This window comes from Neomegalonema sp., assembly GCF_028688855.1.
Classification (GTDB): Bacteria; Pseudomonadota; Alphaproteobacteria; order Rhodobacterales; family Rhodobacteraceae; genus Neomegalonema.
This window is the reverse complement of record NZ_JAQTXI010000029.1, coordinates 1-15,064: the sequence shown is the minus strand read 5'-3', so window position 1 is coordinate 15,064 and position 15,064 is coordinate 1. Positions and strand designations below refer to the sequence as shown.

Sequence of the window (15,064 nt, the reverse complement as noted above, 5' to 3'; positions counted from 1 at the left end):
CTTCATGCTCCGCATGGGATGGAAAATCAATCCGGGATTGCGCCGCCTCTCCGTTTCCCCTCTTCCTCGCGGAGAGGCCTCCGCCCCGCCTCCCCTTGCTCCGGATCGGGCGATTTCGTAAACCCACGGGAACGAAAGCATCTCTCCGAGGGGTCTCCATGTCGTCCAAGCCCAAGAAGGTCGTGCTCGCCTATTCCGGCGGCCTCGACACCTCGATCATCCTGAAGTGGCTCCAGACCGAATACGGCTGCGAAGTGGTGACCTTCACCGCCGATCTCGGGCAGGGCGAGGAGCTGGAGCCCGCCCGTCAGAAGGCGCTGACCCTCGGGATCAAGCCCGAGAACATCCACATCAAGGATCTGCGCGAAGAGTTCGTGCGGGATTTCGTCTTCCCGATGTTCCGCGCCAACGCGCAATATGAGGGGCTCTATCTGCTCGGCACCTCCATCGCGCGGCCTCTGATCTCGAAGCATCTGGTCGAGATCGCCCGCGCCTCGGGCGCCGACGCCGTGGCCCATGGCGCCACCGGCAAGGGCAACGATCAGGTCCGCTTCGAGCTCTCCGCCTATGCGCTTCAGCCCGACATCCGGGTGATCGCGCCCTGGCGCGAATGGGATCTGACCTCGCGCACCAGGCTGATCGAATGGGCCGAGAAGCATCAGGTTCCGGTTCCGCGCGACAAGCGCGGCGACGCCCCCTTCTCGGTGGACGCCAACCTGCTGCACACCTCTTCGGAGGGCAAGGTGCTGGAGGATCCCGCCGAGGAGGCGCCCGACATCGTCTATCAGCGCACCGTCGATCCCGAGAAGGCCCCGGATACGCCCCAATACGTGACCATCGGCTTCGAGAAGGGCGACGCGGTCTCCGTGGACGGCGTGAAGCTCTCGCCCGCCGCGCTGCTGACGAAGCTCAACGAGATCGGCGGCGCTCATGGCGTGGGCCGTCTGGATCTGGTCGAGGGGCGTTACGTCGGCATGAAGTCGCGCGGCGTCTACGAGACTCCGGGCGGCACAGTGCTTCTGGCGGCCCATCGGGGCATCGAGTCCATCACGCTGGACCGCGGCGCGGCCCATCTGAAGGACGAGCTCATGCCGCGCTACGCCGAACTGATCTACAACGGCTACTGGTTCAGCCCCGAGCGCGAGATGCTTCAGGCCCTGATCGACAAGTCGCAGGAGCATGTGACGGGCGACGTGCGTCTGAAGCTCTACAAGGGCTCGGTGAACGTGGTGGGCCGCTCTTCGCCCGCCTCGCTCTACAGCGAGCAGCATGTGACCTTCGAGGACGACAAGGGCGCCTATGACCAGAAGGACGCCGGCGGCTTCATCAAGATCAACGCGCTGCGGCTGCGGCTGCTGGCGATGCGCGATCAGCGCCTGAAGAAGGGCTGAGCCTTCCGCCGGTCTTGAACTTGACGGGAGCGTCCTGAATCTTCATGGAGATTCAGGACGTTTTGCGTTCATATGGCTGCGTGAGGATCATCAGGAAGCCCCATGCCCGAATTCGCCGAAAAACCTTCCCAACTCAATCTTCTGGCGCTGATCCTGCTGATTCCGGCGGGGATCTACCTCGCGCGGGCGGGAATCGGACTCTCCGTGGCTCTGGCGGTTCTGGGCGCGGCTCAGGGCTTCGCCATGAAGCTGGACCGGAGGAGGCTCCATTTCGGGATCTCCTGCGCGCTGCTGCTCTGGATCGCCGGGACGGGGCTCTGGGCGCTGATCCGGCTCTTCGGCGGCGGAGGCCTCGCGCCGCTGCTGCTCACGGCGATCTTCACCGCCGTGCCCGCCGTCTGCGCCTGGTGGGCCTTCAGGGCCCTGAGGCCCGGAAGGGCCTCCTGAAGGAACACCGCGCCCGGGGGGCCTCCCGGACGCGGCCTTTCTTCGCGGCTGCGATCCCTCAGCGGTTCTCGACCTGGCTGACGTCGCGCACGGCGCCTTTGGCGGCGTTGGTGGTCATGGCGGCGTAGGCCCGGAGCGCGGGAGTCACATTGCGCTTGCGGGGCGCGGCGGGCTTCCAGGCTTCTTTGCCTTTGGCCTCCATGGCGGCGCGGCGACGCGCGATCTCGGCTTCCGGCAGATCCAGCCTGATGGTCCGGTTCGGAATGTCGATGAGGATCGGGTCCCCCGTCTCGACAAGAGCGATGAGCCCGCCCTCCGCCGCCTCCGGCGAGACATGGCCGATGGAGAGGCCCGAAGTGCCGCCCGAAAAGCGCCCGTCGGTGAGCAGGGCGCAGGCCTTGCCGAGCCCCTTCGACTTCAGATAGCTCGTCGGATAGAGCATCTCCTGCATGCCGGGTCCGCCCTTGGGGCCTTCGTAGCGGATGACCACCACGTCGCCCGCCTTGACCTGATTGCCGAGGATGCCCGAAACGGCGGCGTCCTGGCTTTCATAGACCCGCGCCACGCCGTTGAAGACGAGGATGGAATCATCCACGCCCGCCGTCTTCACGATGCAGCCTTCCGGGGCGATGTTCCCGAAGAGCACCGCGAGTCCGCCGTCCTTCGAGAAGGGATGCTCCACCGAGCGGATCACGCCCTTCTCGCGGTCGGCGTCGAGCTCCTCCCAGCGGGCCGACTGGCTGAAGGCGATCTGGGTGGGCACGCCGCCCGGCGCCGCGCGGAAGAACTCATGCACTGCGGCGTCCTTGGTGCGGGTGATGTCCCAGCGGTTCAGCGCCTCGCCGAGGGTCCTGGCGTGGACCGTCGGGCGCGAGGAATCGAGGAGGCCGCCGCGCTCCAGCTCGCCGAGGATCGACATGATGCCCCCCGCGCGATGGACGTCCTCCATGTGCACGTCGCTTTTCGCCGGCGCCACCTTGCAGAGGCAGGGCACCCGCCGCGACAGACGGTCGATGTCGTTCATGGTGAAGTCGACGCCGCCCTCCTGAGCCGCCGCCAGCAGATGCAGCACGGTGTTCGTCGAGCCGCCCATGGCGATGTCGAGGCTCATGGCGTTTTCGAAGGCCTCGAAGGTGGCGATGCCGCGCGGCAGGGCGGTTTCGTCGCCTTCCTCATACCAGCGCCGCGCCAGCTTCACCACGAGCCGCCCGGCTTCGAGGAAGAGCTTCTCGCGGTCGGCGTGGGTGGCGAGCGTCGAGCCGTTGCCGGGCAGCGAGAGCCCCAGCGCCTCGGTGAGGCAGTTCATGGAGTTGGCGGTGAACATGCCCGAGCAGGAGCCGCAGGTGGGGCAAGCCGAACGCTCGACGGCCTTGACCTCCTCGTCGGTGTAGGACTCGTCGGCGGCGACGACCATGGCGTCGACGAGATCGAGGGCGCGCTCCTTGCCCTTGACGATCACCTTGCCCGCCTCCATCGGCCCGCCCGAGACGAAGACGCTCGGGATGTTGATCCGCATCGAGGCCATGAGCATGCCCGGCGTGATCTTGTCGCAGTTGGAGATGCAGACCATGGCGTCGGCGCAATGGGCGTTGACCATGTATTCCACGGCGTCGGCGATCAGCTCGCGCGAGGGCAGCGAATAGAGCATGCCGTCATGGCCCATGGCGATTCCGTCGTCGACCGCGATGGTGTTGAACTCCTTGGCGACGCCGCCCGCCGCTTCGATCTCGCGCGCGACGAGCTGCCCCAGATCCTTCAGATGCACATGCCCCGGCACGAATTGCGTGAAGCTGTTGACCACGGCGATGATCGGCTTGCCGAAGTCGGAATCCTTCATGCCGGTGGCGCGCCAGAGTCCCCGGGCGCCGGCCATGTTGCGGCCATGAGTCGTCGTTCTGGAGCGATAGGTGGGCATCTCGAACCTCCCTGAGTGAAGCCGCAGGGGTATCGCCTTTCGAGCCGATTGTGAAATATATGATTCGGAGGCGATTCATTCGCCGGAGATATGAATGATCGAGCCTCGCCGCCTGAAGCATTTCGCGATCCTCGCCGAGACGCTGCATTTCGGGCGCGCGGCGGAGCGGCTCGGCATGACCCAGCCCCCCTTGAGCCAGTCGATTCAGGCGCTGGAGGCGGAATTGGGGGCGCGTCTGTTCCAGCGCACCCGACGCAGCGTGGCGCTGACGCCTTTCGGCGAAAGCTGGCTTCCGCATGTGCGGGCGGCTCTGGAGGCTCTGGAGGCTCTGCCGGAGGCGGCGCGGCGTCTGCGCGACGGCGAGGCGGGGCGTCTGGCCCTGAGCTTCGTGGGCACCGCGACCTACAGCGTCCTGCCGAGCCTCGTGCGGGCCTATGCGGCGCGCTTTCCGGATGTGGAGATCGCCCTGACCGAGGCCACCAGCGACGTGCAGATCTCGCGGCTTCTGGCGGGCGAGGGCCATGCGGGACTGATCGTGGCGCCGCCTTCGGGGGCTCTGCCGGAGGCTCTGGCTTATCTGCCGCTGCTTTCGGAGCCTCTGGTGGCGGCGGTCCCGGAGAGCTTGGGGGATCGGGAGGATCCTCTTGCGCCGGAAGAGGCGATCAGGGCGCCCTTGATCCTCTTTCCACGGCCTGCGGCGCCGGCCTTTCATGACCTCGTGACGGGCTACGTCCGGGCGCATGGCGGCGAGGCGAAGGTGGCTCAGGAGGCCACCCAGATGCAGACCATCGTGAGTCTGGTTTCGGCGGGTCTTGGCCTGGCGCTGGTTCCGGCTTCGCTGCGGAATCTGGCGCGGACGGGGGTGCGTTACCGCGACCTGCGCGACAAGGCCCCGATCCTGGAGACGGGGCTCGTCTGGCGGCGCGCCGAAGCCGCGCCCACCCTGCGCGGCTTTCTGGAGGTCGCGCGGGAGGCCAGGGGCTAGCTCACTCCCACTCGATGGTCCCCGGGGGCTTCGAGGTCACGTCATAGACCACGCGGTTGATTCCGTTCACCTCGTTGATGATCCGCGTGGCGCAGCGTCCGAGGAAATTCATGTCGTACGGGAAGAAGTCGGCGGTCATGCCGTCCACCGAGGTCACCGCCCGCAAGGCGCAGACGGAGTCGTAAGTCCGCCCGTCGCCCATCACCCCGACCGTCCGCACCGGCAGCAGCACCGCGAAGGCCTGCCAGATCTTGTCATAGAGCCCCGCCTTGCGGATCTCGTCGAGATAGATGGCGTCGGCGGCGCGCAGGATGTCGGCCTTCTCGCGCGAGACCTCGCCGGGGATGCGGATCGCGAGCCCCGGCCCCGGGAAGGGATGACGTCCCACGAAGCTGTCCGGCAGGCCCAGCACCCGCCCCAGAGCCCGCACCTCGTCCTTGAACAGCTCGCGCAGAGGCTCGACGAGCTTCATGTTCATCCGCGCCGGAAGCCCGCCGACGTTATGGTGCGACTTGATCGTGACCGAAGGTCCGCCGCTGAAGCTCACGCTTTCGATCACGTCGGGATAGAGCGTGCCCTGCGCGAGATAATCCGCGCCGCCGATCTCCTTCGCCTTCTCCTCGAAGATGTCGATGAAGAGCTTGCCGATGATCTTGCGCTTCTGTTCCGGATCGCTCACCCCCGCCAGCTCCGAGAAGAAGCGCTCGCCTTCGTCGGCGTGGATCAGCGGAATGTTGAAGTGATCCCGGAAGAGCCCGACCACCTCGTCGGCCTCGCCCGAGCGCATCAGCCCCGTATCGACGAAGACGCAGGTCAGCTTGTCGCCGACGGCGCGATGGATCAGCGCCGCCGCCACCGCCGAATCCACGCCGCCCGAGAGCGCGCAGAGCACCCTGCCCTCGCCCACCTGCGCGCGGATCTTGGCCACGGCCTCGTCGAGATAGGCGCCCATCGACCAGTCGCTTTTCAGCCCGGCGATCTTGTGGACGAAATTCGCCAGAAGCTTCGCGCCGTCCGGGGTGTGGGCGACCTCGGGGTGGAACATGGTGGTGTAATAGCGGCGCTTCTCGTCCACGGCGATGGCGAAGGGCGCGTTCTCGGAGGCGCCCACCACCTCGAAGCCTTCCGGGGCGCGGGTCACGCGGTCGCCGTGGCTCATCCAGACGGGATAGGCGCCGCCGACCTCCCAGAAACCTTCGAACAAGGGCGAGCTTTTCAGGATCTTCACGTCGGCGCGGCCGAATTCGCGGGCGTGTCCGCCCTCGACCTTGCCGCCGAGCTGGGTGGCGAGGGTCTGCTGTCCGTAGCAGATGGCGAGGATCGGCACGCCCGAATCGAAGACCGCCCGAGGCGCGCGGGGGCTCCCCTCCTCCAGCACCGAGGCCGGGCCGCCCGAGAAGATCACCGCCTGAGGCGCCATGCGCTGGAAAGCCTCCTCCGCCGACTGGAAGGGGGCGATCTCGCAATAGACTCCCGCCTCGCGGACGCGGCGGGCGATCAGCTGCGTCACCTGAGAGCCGAAGTCGATGATGAGGACGGATTCGGCCATGGGACAAGCTCCTGAAGCGCGCGAAAGGATGATGGAGCGCCTTCTAGAGGCTCAGGCTTCCGCCGTCAAAGCGGTTGAGACTCCCCCGCCTCGTCGCGACGTCGATGAGGGCCGCAGAGCGCCGCGATCCCGAGCGTCAGGCCCGCGACGGTCGCGATCATGCCCGCCGCGCTGACGGCGTGTTCGCCGCCCAGCCAGATCGGCCCGTATCCGGCCAGCACGTAGCCCGCCGTCGCGGCGAAGGCCGCGAAGCCCAGACTCAGCCAGACCTGCGTCGAGAGCCGGTCGGTCATGAGCCGCGCCGTCGCGGGCGGACAGACCAGCATCGCGATGACGATGATCGAGCCCACCGCGTCGAAGGCCGCCACGCAGGCCGCCGCCGCCGCCAGCACGATCCCGAAGGAGACTCCCCGCACGGGAATCCCGAGCGAGCGGGCGAATCCCTCGTCGAAGCTGGCGATCTTGAGCGGCCGCCAGAAGACCAGCGTCAGCAGCCCCATGAGCCCCGCCACCCCCGCCATGCGCGGCAGCTCCTCCGGCAGACGCGCGAGGGCCTGCGGATCGAGCAGCGAGCTCCATCCCGAGCTCCTCAGCCACATCAGGCTTTCGAGATTGCCGTAAAGCGCGTGCTGCACGTCGAGATGCGCCCGCCCGAGATTCGCCCGCTCCAGCATGAGCACCCCGAGCGCGAAGAGCGTCGTGAAGACCACGCCCATGGCCGCGCCCGGCTCGACCCGCCCGAAGCGGCGCACCAGCTCGATCAGGACCGCCGAGAGCGCCGCCGCCCCCAGAGCCCCGAGCATCATCGGCCAGGTCGTCACCGAGCCCGTCAGCAGGAAGGCGACCACGATCCCCGGAAGCACCACATGGCTGATCGCGTCGCCGATCATCGCCTGACGCCGCAGCAGCAGGAAGTTTCCCGGCAGGGCGCAGGCCATGGCCGCCAGAACCCCGATCAGCAGAGGCGCCAGACTGAAGCGCACAAATTCCTCGCCCATCACGCGGAAGCTCCCTTCACCAGACTCCATTCGTCGGGCGTGAGCGCCGCGCGCAGAGGCGTCGCGCCGTCGTCGCGGCCGGTCAGCGCCTCGGGCGGCAGGATCTCGCGCGCCCGCGCCCAGAGGCTTTCGTCTTCGGCGGCCTCGCGGGCGGCCTTGCGGCCCGCCTCGGTCGCCTCGCCCGCCGCCGACGCGAAGCCCGCCCGCCGCAGCGCCGCCAGAGCCTCGGCGGAGGGGGCGCGCCCCTCGGCCAGAGCCAGCAATCCGGCCCTCAGCCGCAGCTTGCGCCCGAAGCCGCGCCGCGCGCTCCAGACCGCCAGAGCGCCGCGTCCCGGCGCGAGGATCATCGAGAGGAAGAAGATCGCCGCCGCCGTCAGCACCACCATGGGCCCGGTCGGCAGCCTCGGCGCGACGGCCGAAAGCGCCGTCCCGACGAAGCCGGAGGCGCCGCCGATCAGCCCCGCCCCCCAGACCACCCGCTCGACGCGATCCGTCCAGAAGCGGGCGGCGGCGGCGGGCAGGATCAGCATGGCCACCGCCAGCACCAGCCCGACGATCTTCAGCCCCACCACCATGATTCCGCCCGCGAGGGCCATCATCGCCAGGTCGATCCGCCGGACCTTCACCCCCGAGGCGGCGGCGTATTCCGGATCGAAGGCGACCAGCGTCATGGGCCGCCGGAGCAGGAAGGTCAGGATCAGGGCTCCGGCGCCGCCCACCAGGATGGTCAGGCCGTCGGCGCGGAGCATCCCCGCCGTGGAGCCGATCAGAAAGCTCTCGAGTCCGGCCTGATGTCCGAAAGGCAGGGTCTGGATCACGGTCATCAGCACCACGCCGAAGCCGAAGAAGCTCGCGAGCACCGCGCCGATGGCCGCATCCTCGGTGAGCCGCGTGCGGCGGGTCAGCCAGTCCACCGCCAGCAGCCCCAGAGCCGCCGAAACCGCCGAGCCGAACATCAGTCCGGCCAATCCGCGCCCGTCGCCGCCCAGAGCCGCCATGATCAGGAAGGCCAGAGCCAGCCCCGGCAAGGTCGCATGGGCCATGGCGTCGCTGACCAGCGAGCGCTTGCGCAGCACGAGGAAGGCGCCGCTCGCGCCCGCCGCCAGCCCGAACATGCCCGCGCCGAGCGTCGCCAGGGTGGCGTTATGGCCGAGCTGCAGGGTCAGGGCCTGAAGCAGGATCTCCATGATTCAGCCGCCCGCCCCGCCGAAAGCCCCGCCCGAAGCCCCGCCCGAAGCCCCGAAGGCCGCCAGCTGGGGCCCGGTCAGGCGCCCGCCGTAGGTGCGCTGCAGATTCCCGATGGTCAGCACCTCGCGGATGGGGCCCTCGGCGATCTTGCGCAGATTGAGCAGCAGGGCGTAGTCGAAATACTCCTGCGCCGTGGCGAGGTCGTGATGCACGCAGACCACCGTCCGCCCCTCGGCCTGAAGGCCCTTGAGCACCTCGACGATGGCGCGCTCGGTGGCGGCGTCCACGCCCGCGAAGGGCTCGTCCAGCAGATAGAGGTCGGCCTCCTGGGCCAGAGCCCGCGCCAGAAACACGCGCTGCTGCTGTCCGCCCGAGAGCCGCCCGATCTGACGATCCGCGAAATCCGCCATGCCGACCCGCTCCAGAGCCGCCATGGCCCGGCGCCGGTGTTCGCCGCGGAAGCGGCCCATAAGGCCGAGTTCGCGGTAGAGCCCCATGCTCACGACGTCGAGGGCCTGAGTGGGGAAATCCCAGTCCACGCTGGCGCGCTGGGGCACATAGGCGAAGCGGCCGTAAGCCTGGTCGACGGGCTCGCCGAAGATCTCGACCTCTCCGGCGATCTTCGGGGCCAGCCCGAGCGCCGCCTTCAGGAAGGTGGATTTCCCCGCGCCGTTGGGCCCGATCACCGCGACCATGCGTCCGGAGGGAAAGGCGGCGTCCACGCCGATCAGCGCGGGCTTGACGCCGTAGGAGACGCTCAGGCCCCTGGCCTCCAGAGGCGCAGGGCCGGAGGCCGGAGGCCCGTCCGGTCGGGCCGCGAGGGCGAAATCCTCCTGTCGCGAGGCGAGATTCACGGCGTTCCCCTTTCTGCGCGCGCGGCTTCCTGCGCCGCGATCTGGCCCTGAGCCGCGCCGCCCAGAGCCTGAACGATGGTCGCGAAATTATGGTCCATCATGCCGGGATAGGTCCCTTCGTAGCTCCCCGCCGGCCCCATGGCGTCGGAGAAGAGCTCGCCCCCGATGGCGACCTTGCGGCCGCGCGCGGCGGCGCCCTCGACGAGGGCCCGCAGATTCCGGTCGGAGACGGAGGATTCCACGAAGACCGCCCCGATCCCCCGCGACACCAGAATCTCCACCAGATCCCCGACGCGCTTGAGCCCCGCCTCGGATTCGGTCGAGACGCCCTGGACGCCCTCCACCTCGAATCCGTAGGCGGCGCCGAAATAGCCGAAGGCGTCATGGGCCGTGACCAGCACGCGCCTTTCGGGCGGCACCGTGGCGGCGGCCTCGCGGGCGCGGGCCTCCAGGGCGGCGAGCCGCCCGGCGTAGGCTTCGGCGTTGGCGGCGAAGACGGGGCAATCCGCCGGACGCAGGGCGCACATCTGATCGCGGACGCCCGGCAGGATCCCCGACCAGAGCGCGACGTCCATCCAGACATGCGGATCATGGCCTTCGGAATCGCTTCCGTCCGCCGCGAGGGGCTGGAGCTTCTCCTTCGGCAGAGCCTCGGCCACGGGGAAGCTCGCGCCGCTCTCGCCGAGTTCCTCGAGCAGGGGCCGCATCTGGGCTTCGAGGTTCAGCCCGTGCCAGAGCACCAGATCCGCCCGCGCCAGAGCCGTGACGTCGCTGCGCGTGGCCCGATAGCCATGCGGATCGACGCCCGAGCCCATCAGGGCCCGCACCTGGGCGCGCTCTCCGCCGACGCCCCGCGCGGCGTCGGCGATCATGCCCGTGGTGGCGACCACCTGAAGCGGCGCCTCCTGAGCCGGAGCGGCCGCCGCTCCGCTCAGGACGAGTCCCGCCGCCATGCTCCACATCCTCGCGCCGACCATCCGCCTCGTCCTTCGTCCTGGCCCCGCCGCAGGAGGGGCGCGCCGATCTCCTGAAGACGTCTATATGAGAATCATTCTCAATTCGTCAATGAGAATGAGAACCATTCTCAAGAATGGGGTCGCGATTCCGCCCCGGCGCCGGAAGCGGGGGCCTCAGCCCGCCCAGGCCCTGCCGAGCGCCCAGAGCCTTTCGATCATCTCGGGGGCTTCGTCGTAATGATGGAAGACCGCGTCGGGCGCATAGGTGGCCACCGGAACGGGGGCGTAGCCGAAGCTGGTCAGCGCCACGGGAATCCCGACGGCGCGTGCGGTCTTCAGGTCGGTCTCGGTGTCGCCGAGGAGGATTCCGCGGTCGGGCTCCACCCCGAGCCGCGTCAGGGTCTCGACGAGATGGCGCGGATCGGGCTTGCGCACGGGCAGGCTGTCGGCGCCGAGCAGCACGCCGAACCGCTCCCGCAGCCCGAGCGAGCGCATCAGGCTTTCGGCGAAGCGCAGCGGCTTGTTCGTGCAGATCCCGAGCCGCCAGCCTTGAGCCTCCAGATGATCCAGAAGCGCCGTCACGCCGGGATAGACGACCGAATCCACGGCCACGCGGGCGGCGTAATGCTCCAGATAGCGCGGATAGAGCGCGTCCACTTCGGCCTCGGTCAGCCGGATTCCGGCCAGCTCATGCCCCACCTGGATCAGCGAGCGCCCGCCCCGCCCCGAGGCCGCCCGCCCCTGCTCCAGCGTCACGGGCGGCAGGTCAAGAACCGCAAGCAGGTCGTTGAGCGCCCCCACCAGATCGGGCGCGGTGTCGACGAGGGTGCCGTCCAGATCGAAGATCACGGCGCGGGGGAGTTCAGAGGTCACGGGAAAGGCTCCTCAGATCAGATTCCGGCGATAGTGCAGGAATCCGGAACGCTCGGCGACCTGATCGTACAGACGACGCGCGGCCGCGTCGGCCTCATGGATCGGCCGGCAGACCCCTGGCACGCCCGACGCGATCATCCGGGCGTCGCGGCGGCGGACGACATGCGCGCCGGAGCTCCCGCCAGCGGGGGAATCCTCTTCGGCCGGAGGCCGGACCTGCGGCCTCGTCACGGGCGCCTCCCTGAGTCGCGAAAGGCGGGGATTCGCGAAAGGCGGGCTTGCCTCCCATGGGCGCCAAGGCCTAAAACCGCACCGGAGCGGGCGCAAGCCGCCGCCCTCTCGCCATTCTCCACCGCCCGCAGGCCTTCCCCGCCGAGGGACCACCCAAGGGAGTTCCGCCATGTCCGATGAGCGCTCCGCGCCCGCCGTCCATCCCTCCGCGGCCCTGCCGCCGCCCGAGACGGTGATCGTCTCCGCCCATCGCGTGGCCTGCGACGGCCCGGGCGGCTCTCTGGGGCATCCGCGGGTCTGGCTGGAGATCGGCGCGCGCGGCTGGGCGGACTGCCCCTATTGCGACCGCCGCTTCCAGCTCGACGCGGCCCATTGACGCCTTTCGCGCGGAGCGGGCTTGCGCCCCGGCCTCCGCGCCCTTTATGACCTCCGGCCCTTCCGGAGCCTCCGTTCCGGATCCGCGCCGCCCCATCCGCCCTTCGCAGGAGTCTCCCCATGTCCTGGACCGATGAACGAGTCGAGCAGCTCAAGGCGCTCTGGCACGAAGGCGCCAGCGCCAGCCAGATCGCCAAGCAGCTCGGCGGCGTGTCGCGCAACGCCGTGATCGGCAAGGTGCACCGCCTCGGGCTCTCGAACCGGGTGGAGAAGGGCGAGGGCCTCGCCGAGCCGGAGGCCGCCGAAGCCGCCGGAGTCGTCCCTCCGGCCGAAGCCGCCCCCGCCCCCGAGGCCGCCCGCGCCGCCGATCCGGTCGAGCCCGAGGAGGAGATCGAGGAGCTGGAGGACGAAGACGAGGAGATCGAGGAGGTCGCCGCGCCTCAGGTGGACCTCGCCAGCCTGGAGAAGAAGGCCCGCCGCCTCTCTCTGCTGGAGCTGACCGAACGGACCTGCAAATGGCCCATCGGCGACCCCAACCACGACGATTTCCATTTCTGCGGCCTGCCCTCTGCGGCGGGCAAGCCCTATTGCGCGGCCCATACTCTGGCGGCCTATCAGCCGATGTCCAACCGCCGCGACCGCAACCGCCCGCCCAAGCTTCTGACCGTCAGCTGATCGTCGGATAAGCTTATGCTTTTGACGCGCTGCGAAATGCGCTAGATTCGCCTCTCGGGCCCATCGGACCAGAGAGGCGAAGCATGAACACCATCAGCTTGCGGGCGGGCGGCCTGCTGACGGGCGCGCGAGACCCGGCCGAAGCCTTCTGGGCGGATCTGCGCGCCGAAGCCGAGGCCGCCGCCCGCGCCGAACCGCTCCTGGCGGCGGCGCTGCACGGAGCGATCCTGGCCCACGCCTCGCTCGACGACGCGCTGGTCCACCGCATCGCCGGGAAGCTGGCCGCGCCGGAGCTTCCGGCTCTGGCTCTGGCCGAGATCGCCGCGACGGCCCATCGGGCGGATCCGGGGCTCGCGACGGCGGCCCGCGAGGACGTGCTCGCGGTCAAGGCCCGCGATCCCGCCTGCGAGCGGCTGTTCCAGCCGCTGATGTATTTCAAGGGCTATCTGGCGCTGCAATCCCACCGGATCGCGCATTGGCACTGGCGTCAGGGCGCGCGCGAGACGGCGCGCTTCCTCCAGATGCGGCAATCGGAGGTCTTCGGCGTGGACATCCATCCGGCGGCGCGGATCGGGCGTCGGGTGATGTTCGACCACGCCACCGGCGTGGTGATCGGCGAGACCGCCGTGATCGGCGACGACGTGTCGATCCTCCATGGCGTGACCCTCGGGGGCACCGGCAAGGAGACCGGCGACCGCCATCCCAAGATCGGTTCGGGCGTGATGATCGGCGCGGGCGCCTCGGTTCTGGGGAACATCCGGATCGGCGATTGCTCGCGGATCGGGGCGGGTTCGGTGGTCCTCGCCGACGTGCCGCCGCGCAAGAGCGTGGTGGGGGCTCCGGCGCGCGTGGTCGGAGACGCGGGCTGCGACTGTCCGGCCAAGCAGATGGACCAGCGATTCGCCTTCCAGGGCGAAGGCATCTGAAGCCTGAATCCGACGCGGGGGCGAGCCCTCCGCGTCACGCAGGCGTCATTCTTCATCCCTACGACCATAAGCCGCTTGCGCGGCGCCCGTCTCCGGAGCTATCCAATCCCGGCCTGACGCAGCACCGCGTCCCCCGACCAGAGGTTGGACCGATCATGACCGACGCCACGACCGCCGCCGCTGCGGCGAAGCCCGAAACGCGCCCTGCGAATCCGCGTTTCTCGCCCGGCCCCACCACGAAATTCCCCGGCTGGAACATCAGCCTGCTCGAAGGCGCCGCCGTCGGTCGCTCGCATCGCTCCAAGGAGGGCAAGGCGCGCATCGAGGAAGTCATCACCCGTTCGAAGGCCATGCTCGGCATTCCGGCCGACTGGCGCCTGGCGATCATCGCCGGCTCGGATACGGGCGCGGTGGAATGCGCGCTCTGGAACCTCTTCGGCGCCCGCCCGGCTGAAATCCTCGTCTGGGAGAATTTCGGCAACGACTGGGCCACCGACGCGGTGAAGGAGCTCAAGATCGAGGCCAGGGTCACCAAGGCCGCCTACGGCGATCTTCCGGACCTCTCGAAAGTCGATTTCACCCGCGACGTCTGCTTCACGTGGAACGGCACCACCTCGGGCGTGCGCGCGCCGAACGGCGACTGGATCCCTGACGACCGCGAGGGCCTCGTCCTCGCCGACGCCACCTCGGCGGCCTTCGCCATGGATCTGCCCTGGAACAAGCTCGACGTGGTCACCTGGTCCTGGCAGAAGGTGCTCGGCGGCGAGGCCCAGCACGGCATGATGGCCTTCGGCCCTCGCGCCGCCGAACGCATCAAGACCTATACGCCGACCTGGCCCATTCCGAAGATCTACCGCATCCGCAAGGGCGACGGCCTCAACGAGGGCGTGTTCAAGGGCGAGACCCTCAACACCGTCTCGCTGCTGGCGGTCGAGGATCAGCTCGTGGCCTTCGACTGGGCCGAGAGCGTCGGCGGGCTCAAGGGCCTGATCGCCCGCGCCAACGCCAATTTCAACGCCTTCGACCGCTGGATCCGTCAGTCCCACTGGGCCGAGTGGATGGCGAAAGACCCGGCGACCCGCTCGCCGACCTCGCTCTGCTTCCAGATCAAGGATCCGGTCTTCCTGAACCTGCCGGACGAGGAAGCCCGCTGGGAGTTCGTCAAGAAGATGACGAAGCTTCTGGAGAAGGAGAACGCGGCCCTCGACATCGGCGGCTATCGTTCGGCGCCGGCTTCGCTGCGCGTCTGGGGCGGCGGCACGGTCGAGACCGCCGACATCGAGGCGCTGACGCCCTGGCTCGACTACGCCTTCGCTCAGGCCAAGGCCGAGACTCTCGCCGCCTCCTGAGCCTCCTCCCGTGATCGCAAGACGCCCTCACGCGCCGCCCGAAGCGGCGCGAGGAGAGGCGCGTTTCTCAGAACGGCGCTCTCTGCGGCTGCGGCCGAGGCCTGGAGCGCTTTCCAGCGAGGCCGGTCAGGCTTCGCGTCGTGAAAGCGCGACCCAGCGAAAACTCAGAGCGCCTCATCCCCGAAATTCCGATAAAGAAGGCGCTTCGCCATGACCGCTCCCAAGGTTCTCATCAGCGATTCCATGAGCAACCAGGCCGTCGAGATCTTCCGCAACCGCGGCATCGACGTGACCGTCTCGCCCAAGCTCTCCCCGGACGAGCTCAAGGCCGAGATCGGCAAATACGACGGCC

Annotated in this window: 15 protein-coding genes; 7 read left to right on the top strand and 8 right to left on the bottom strand. The window is 68.9% G+C overall.

The window, feature by feature from the left end; all coding sequences use genetic code 11:
• Nucleotides 1–158 precede the first annotated feature (158 nt).
• Entirely contained in the window at nucleotides 159–1,391 is a 1,233-nt protein-coding gene (locus tag PHN62_RS15860) for an argininosuccinate synthase (protein ID WP_300152325.1), read from the top strand.
• A gap of 102 nt (nucleotides 1,392–1,493) precedes the next feature.
• Nucleotides 1,494–1,838, top strand: a complete 345-nt coding sequence (locus PHN62_RS15855; RefSeq protein WP_300152324.1) for a hypothetical protein — start codon at nucleotides 1,494–1,496, stop codon at nucleotides 1,836–1,838.
• Nucleotides 1,839–1,896: 58 nt separating this feature from the next.
• Here PHN62_RS15855 and ilvD read toward each other — a convergent pair whose 3' ends face one another.
• Nucleotides 1,897–3,753 (bottom strand): dihydroxy-acid dehydratase, encoded by a 1,857-nt coding sequence (gene ilvD / locus PHN62_RS15850; protein WP_300152323.1) that lies wholly within the window; start codon nucleotides 3,751–3,753, stop codon nucleotides 1,897–1,899.
• A 94-nt stretch (nucleotides 3,754–3,847) separates the two neighbouring features.
• Here ilvD and PHN62_RS15845 point away from each other — a divergent pair, with 94 nt between their 5' ends.
• Entirely contained in the window at nucleotides 3,848–4,738 is an 891-nt protein-coding gene (locus tag PHN62_RS15845) for a LysR family transcriptional regulator (protein WP_300152322.1), read from the top strand.
• 1 nt (nucleotide 4,739) lies between these two features.
• On the opposite strand, the gene guaA is transcribed toward PHN62_RS15845, so the two are convergent.
• The 7 genes from guaA to PHN62_RS15810 all read right to left on the bottom strand — a co-directional run bounded on the left by guaA (nucleotide 4,740) and on the right by PHN62_RS15810 (nucleotide 11,387).
• Nucleotides 4,740–6,287 carry a glutamine-hydrolyzing GMP synthase gene (gene guaA, locus PHN62_RS15840; RefSeq protein ID WP_300152321.1) on the bottom strand — a complete coding sequence of 516 codons (1,548 nt, stop codon included), beginning with the start codon at nucleotides 6,285–6,287 and terminating at the stop codon, nucleotides 4,740–4,742.
• A 65-nt stretch (nucleotides 6,288–6,352) separates the two neighbouring features.
• The gene (locus PHN62_RS15835; RefSeq protein WP_300152320.1) at nucleotides 6,353–7,285 is read right to left on the bottom strand and encodes a metal ABC transporter permease; all 933 of its coding nucleotides are present in this window, start codon (nucleotides 7,283–7,285) and stop codon (nucleotides 6,353–6,355) included.
• Complete coding sequence (locus PHN62_RS15830; protein WP_300152319.1) at nucleotides 7,285–8,472, bottom strand: metal ABC transporter permease; 1,188 nt, start codon at nucleotides 8,470–8,472, stop codon at nucleotides 7,285–7,287. The genes PHN62_RS15835 and PHN62_RS15830 overlap by 1 nt, the downstream gene beginning before the upstream one ends.
• A gap of 3 nt (nucleotides 8,473–8,475) precedes the next feature.
• A complete protein-coding gene (locus tag PHN62_RS15825) occupies nucleotides 8,476–9,327 on the bottom strand; it encodes a metal ABC transporter ATP-binding protein (RefSeq protein WP_300152318.1) in 852 nt (283 codons plus the stop codon).
• The gene (locus PHN62_RS15820; RefSeq protein WP_300152317.1) at nucleotides 9,324–10,280 is read right to left on the bottom strand and encodes a zinc ABC transporter substrate-binding protein; all 957 of its coding nucleotides are present in this window, start codon (nucleotides 10,278–10,280) and stop codon (nucleotides 9,324–9,326) included. Before PHN62_RS15820 ends, PHN62_RS15825 begins: the two co-directional genes overlap by 4 nt.
• Nucleotides 10,281–10,457: 177 nt before the next feature.
• Nucleotides 10,458–11,156, bottom strand: coding sequence for a phosphoglycolate phosphatase (gph, locus tag PHN62_RS15815; protein WP_300152316.1), 699 nt, complete (start codon nucleotides 11,154–11,156; stop codon nucleotides 10,458–10,460).
• A gap of 12 nt (nucleotides 11,157–11,168) precedes the next feature.
• Nucleotides 11,169–11,387: a hypothetical protein gene (locus PHN62_RS15810; protein ID WP_300152315.1), complete on the bottom strand. Its 219-nt coding sequence runs from the start codon at nucleotides 11,385–11,387 to the stop codon at nucleotides 11,169–11,171.
• 169 nt (nucleotides 11,388–11,556) lie between these two features.
• Between PHN62_RS15810 and PHN62_RS15805 the strand changes: the two genes are divergently transcribed.
• From PHN62_RS15805 to PHN62_RS15790, 4 genes are all read left to right on the top strand, one after another.
• On the top strand, nucleotides 11,557–11,763 hold the full coding sequence (locus tag PHN62_RS15805) for a zinc-finger domain-containing protein (protein ID WP_300152314.1): 207 nt from the start codon (nucleotides 11,557–11,559) through the stop codon (nucleotides 11,761–11,763).
• Between the two features lie 119 nt (nucleotides 11,764–11,882).
• Nucleotides 11,883–12,437 (top strand): GcrA family cell cycle regulator, encoded by a 555-nt coding sequence (locus PHN62_RS15800; protein ID WP_300152313.1) that lies wholly within the window; start codon nucleotides 11,883–11,885, stop codon nucleotides 12,435–12,437.
• Nucleotides 12,438–12,520: 83 nt separating this feature from the next.
• Nucleotides 12,521–13,363: a serine O-acetyltransferase gene (gene cysE, locus PHN62_RS15795; RefSeq protein WP_300152312.1), complete on the top strand. Its 843-nt coding sequence runs from the start codon at nucleotides 12,521–12,523 to the stop codon at nucleotides 13,361–13,363.
• A gap of 155 nt (nucleotides 13,364–13,518) precedes the next feature.
• Complete coding sequence (locus PHN62_RS15790) at nucleotides 13,519–14,712, top strand: phosphoserine transaminase (RefSeq protein ID WP_300152311.1); 1,194 nt, start codon at nucleotides 13,519–13,521, stop codon at nucleotides 14,710–14,712.
• The last annotated feature ends 352 nt before the right edge of the window (nucleotides 14,713–15,064 follow it).

What these genes read in the sequence shown, in the direction of transcription:
- PHN62_RS15800 (WP_300152313.1), top strand. Translation starts at nt 11,883, where the DNA reads ATGTCCTGGACCGATGAACGAGTCGAGCAGCTCAAGGCGCTCTGGCAC.
- cysE (WP_300152312.1), top strand. Translation starts at nt 12,521, where the DNA reads ATGAACACCATCAGCTTGCGGGCGGGCGGCCTGCTGACGGGCGCGCGA.
- ilvD (WP_300152323.1), bottom strand. Translation starts at nt 3,753, where the DNA reads ATGCCCACCTATCGCTCCAGAACGACGACTCATGGCCGCAACATGGCC.
- PHN62_RS15790 (WP_300152311.1), top strand. Translation starts at nt 13,519, where the DNA reads ATGACCGACGCCACGACCGCCGCCGCTGCGGCGAAGCCCGAAACGCGC.
- PHN62_RS15835 (WP_300152320.1), bottom strand. Translation starts at nt 7,285, where the DNA reads ATGGGCGAGGAATTTGTGCGCTTCAGTCTGGCGCCTCTGCTGATCGGG.
- PHN62_RS15845 (WP_300152322.1), top strand. Translation starts at nt 3,848, where the DNA reads ATGATCGAGCCTCGCCGCCTGAAGCATTTCGCGATCCTCGCCGAGACG.
- PHN62_RS15820 (WP_300152317.1), bottom strand. Translation starts at nt 10,280, where the DNA reads ATGGCGGCGGGACTCGTCCTGAGCGGAGCGGCGGCCGCTCCGGCTCAG.
- guaA (WP_300152321.1), bottom strand. Translation starts at nt 6,287, where the DNA reads ATGGCCGAATCCGTCCTCATCATCGACTTCGGCTCTCAGGTGACGCAG.
- PHN62_RS15855 (WP_300152324.1), top strand. Translation starts at nt 1,494, where the DNA reads ATGCCCGAATTCGCCGAAAAACCTTCCCAACTCAATCTTCTGGCGCTG.
- PHN62_RS15805 (WP_300152314.1), top strand. Translation starts at nt 11,557, where the DNA reads ATGTCCGATGAGCGCTCCGCGCCCGCCGTCCATCCCTCCGCGGCCCTG.
- PHN62_RS15860 (WP_300152325.1), top strand. Translation starts at nt 159, where the DNA reads ATGTCGTCCAAGCCCAAGAAGGTCGTGCTCGCCTATTCCGGCGGCCTC.
- PHN62_RS15830 (WP_300152319.1), bottom strand. Translation starts at nt 8,472, where the DNA reads ATGGAGATCCTGCTTCAGGCCCTGACCCTGCAGCTCGGCCATAACGCC.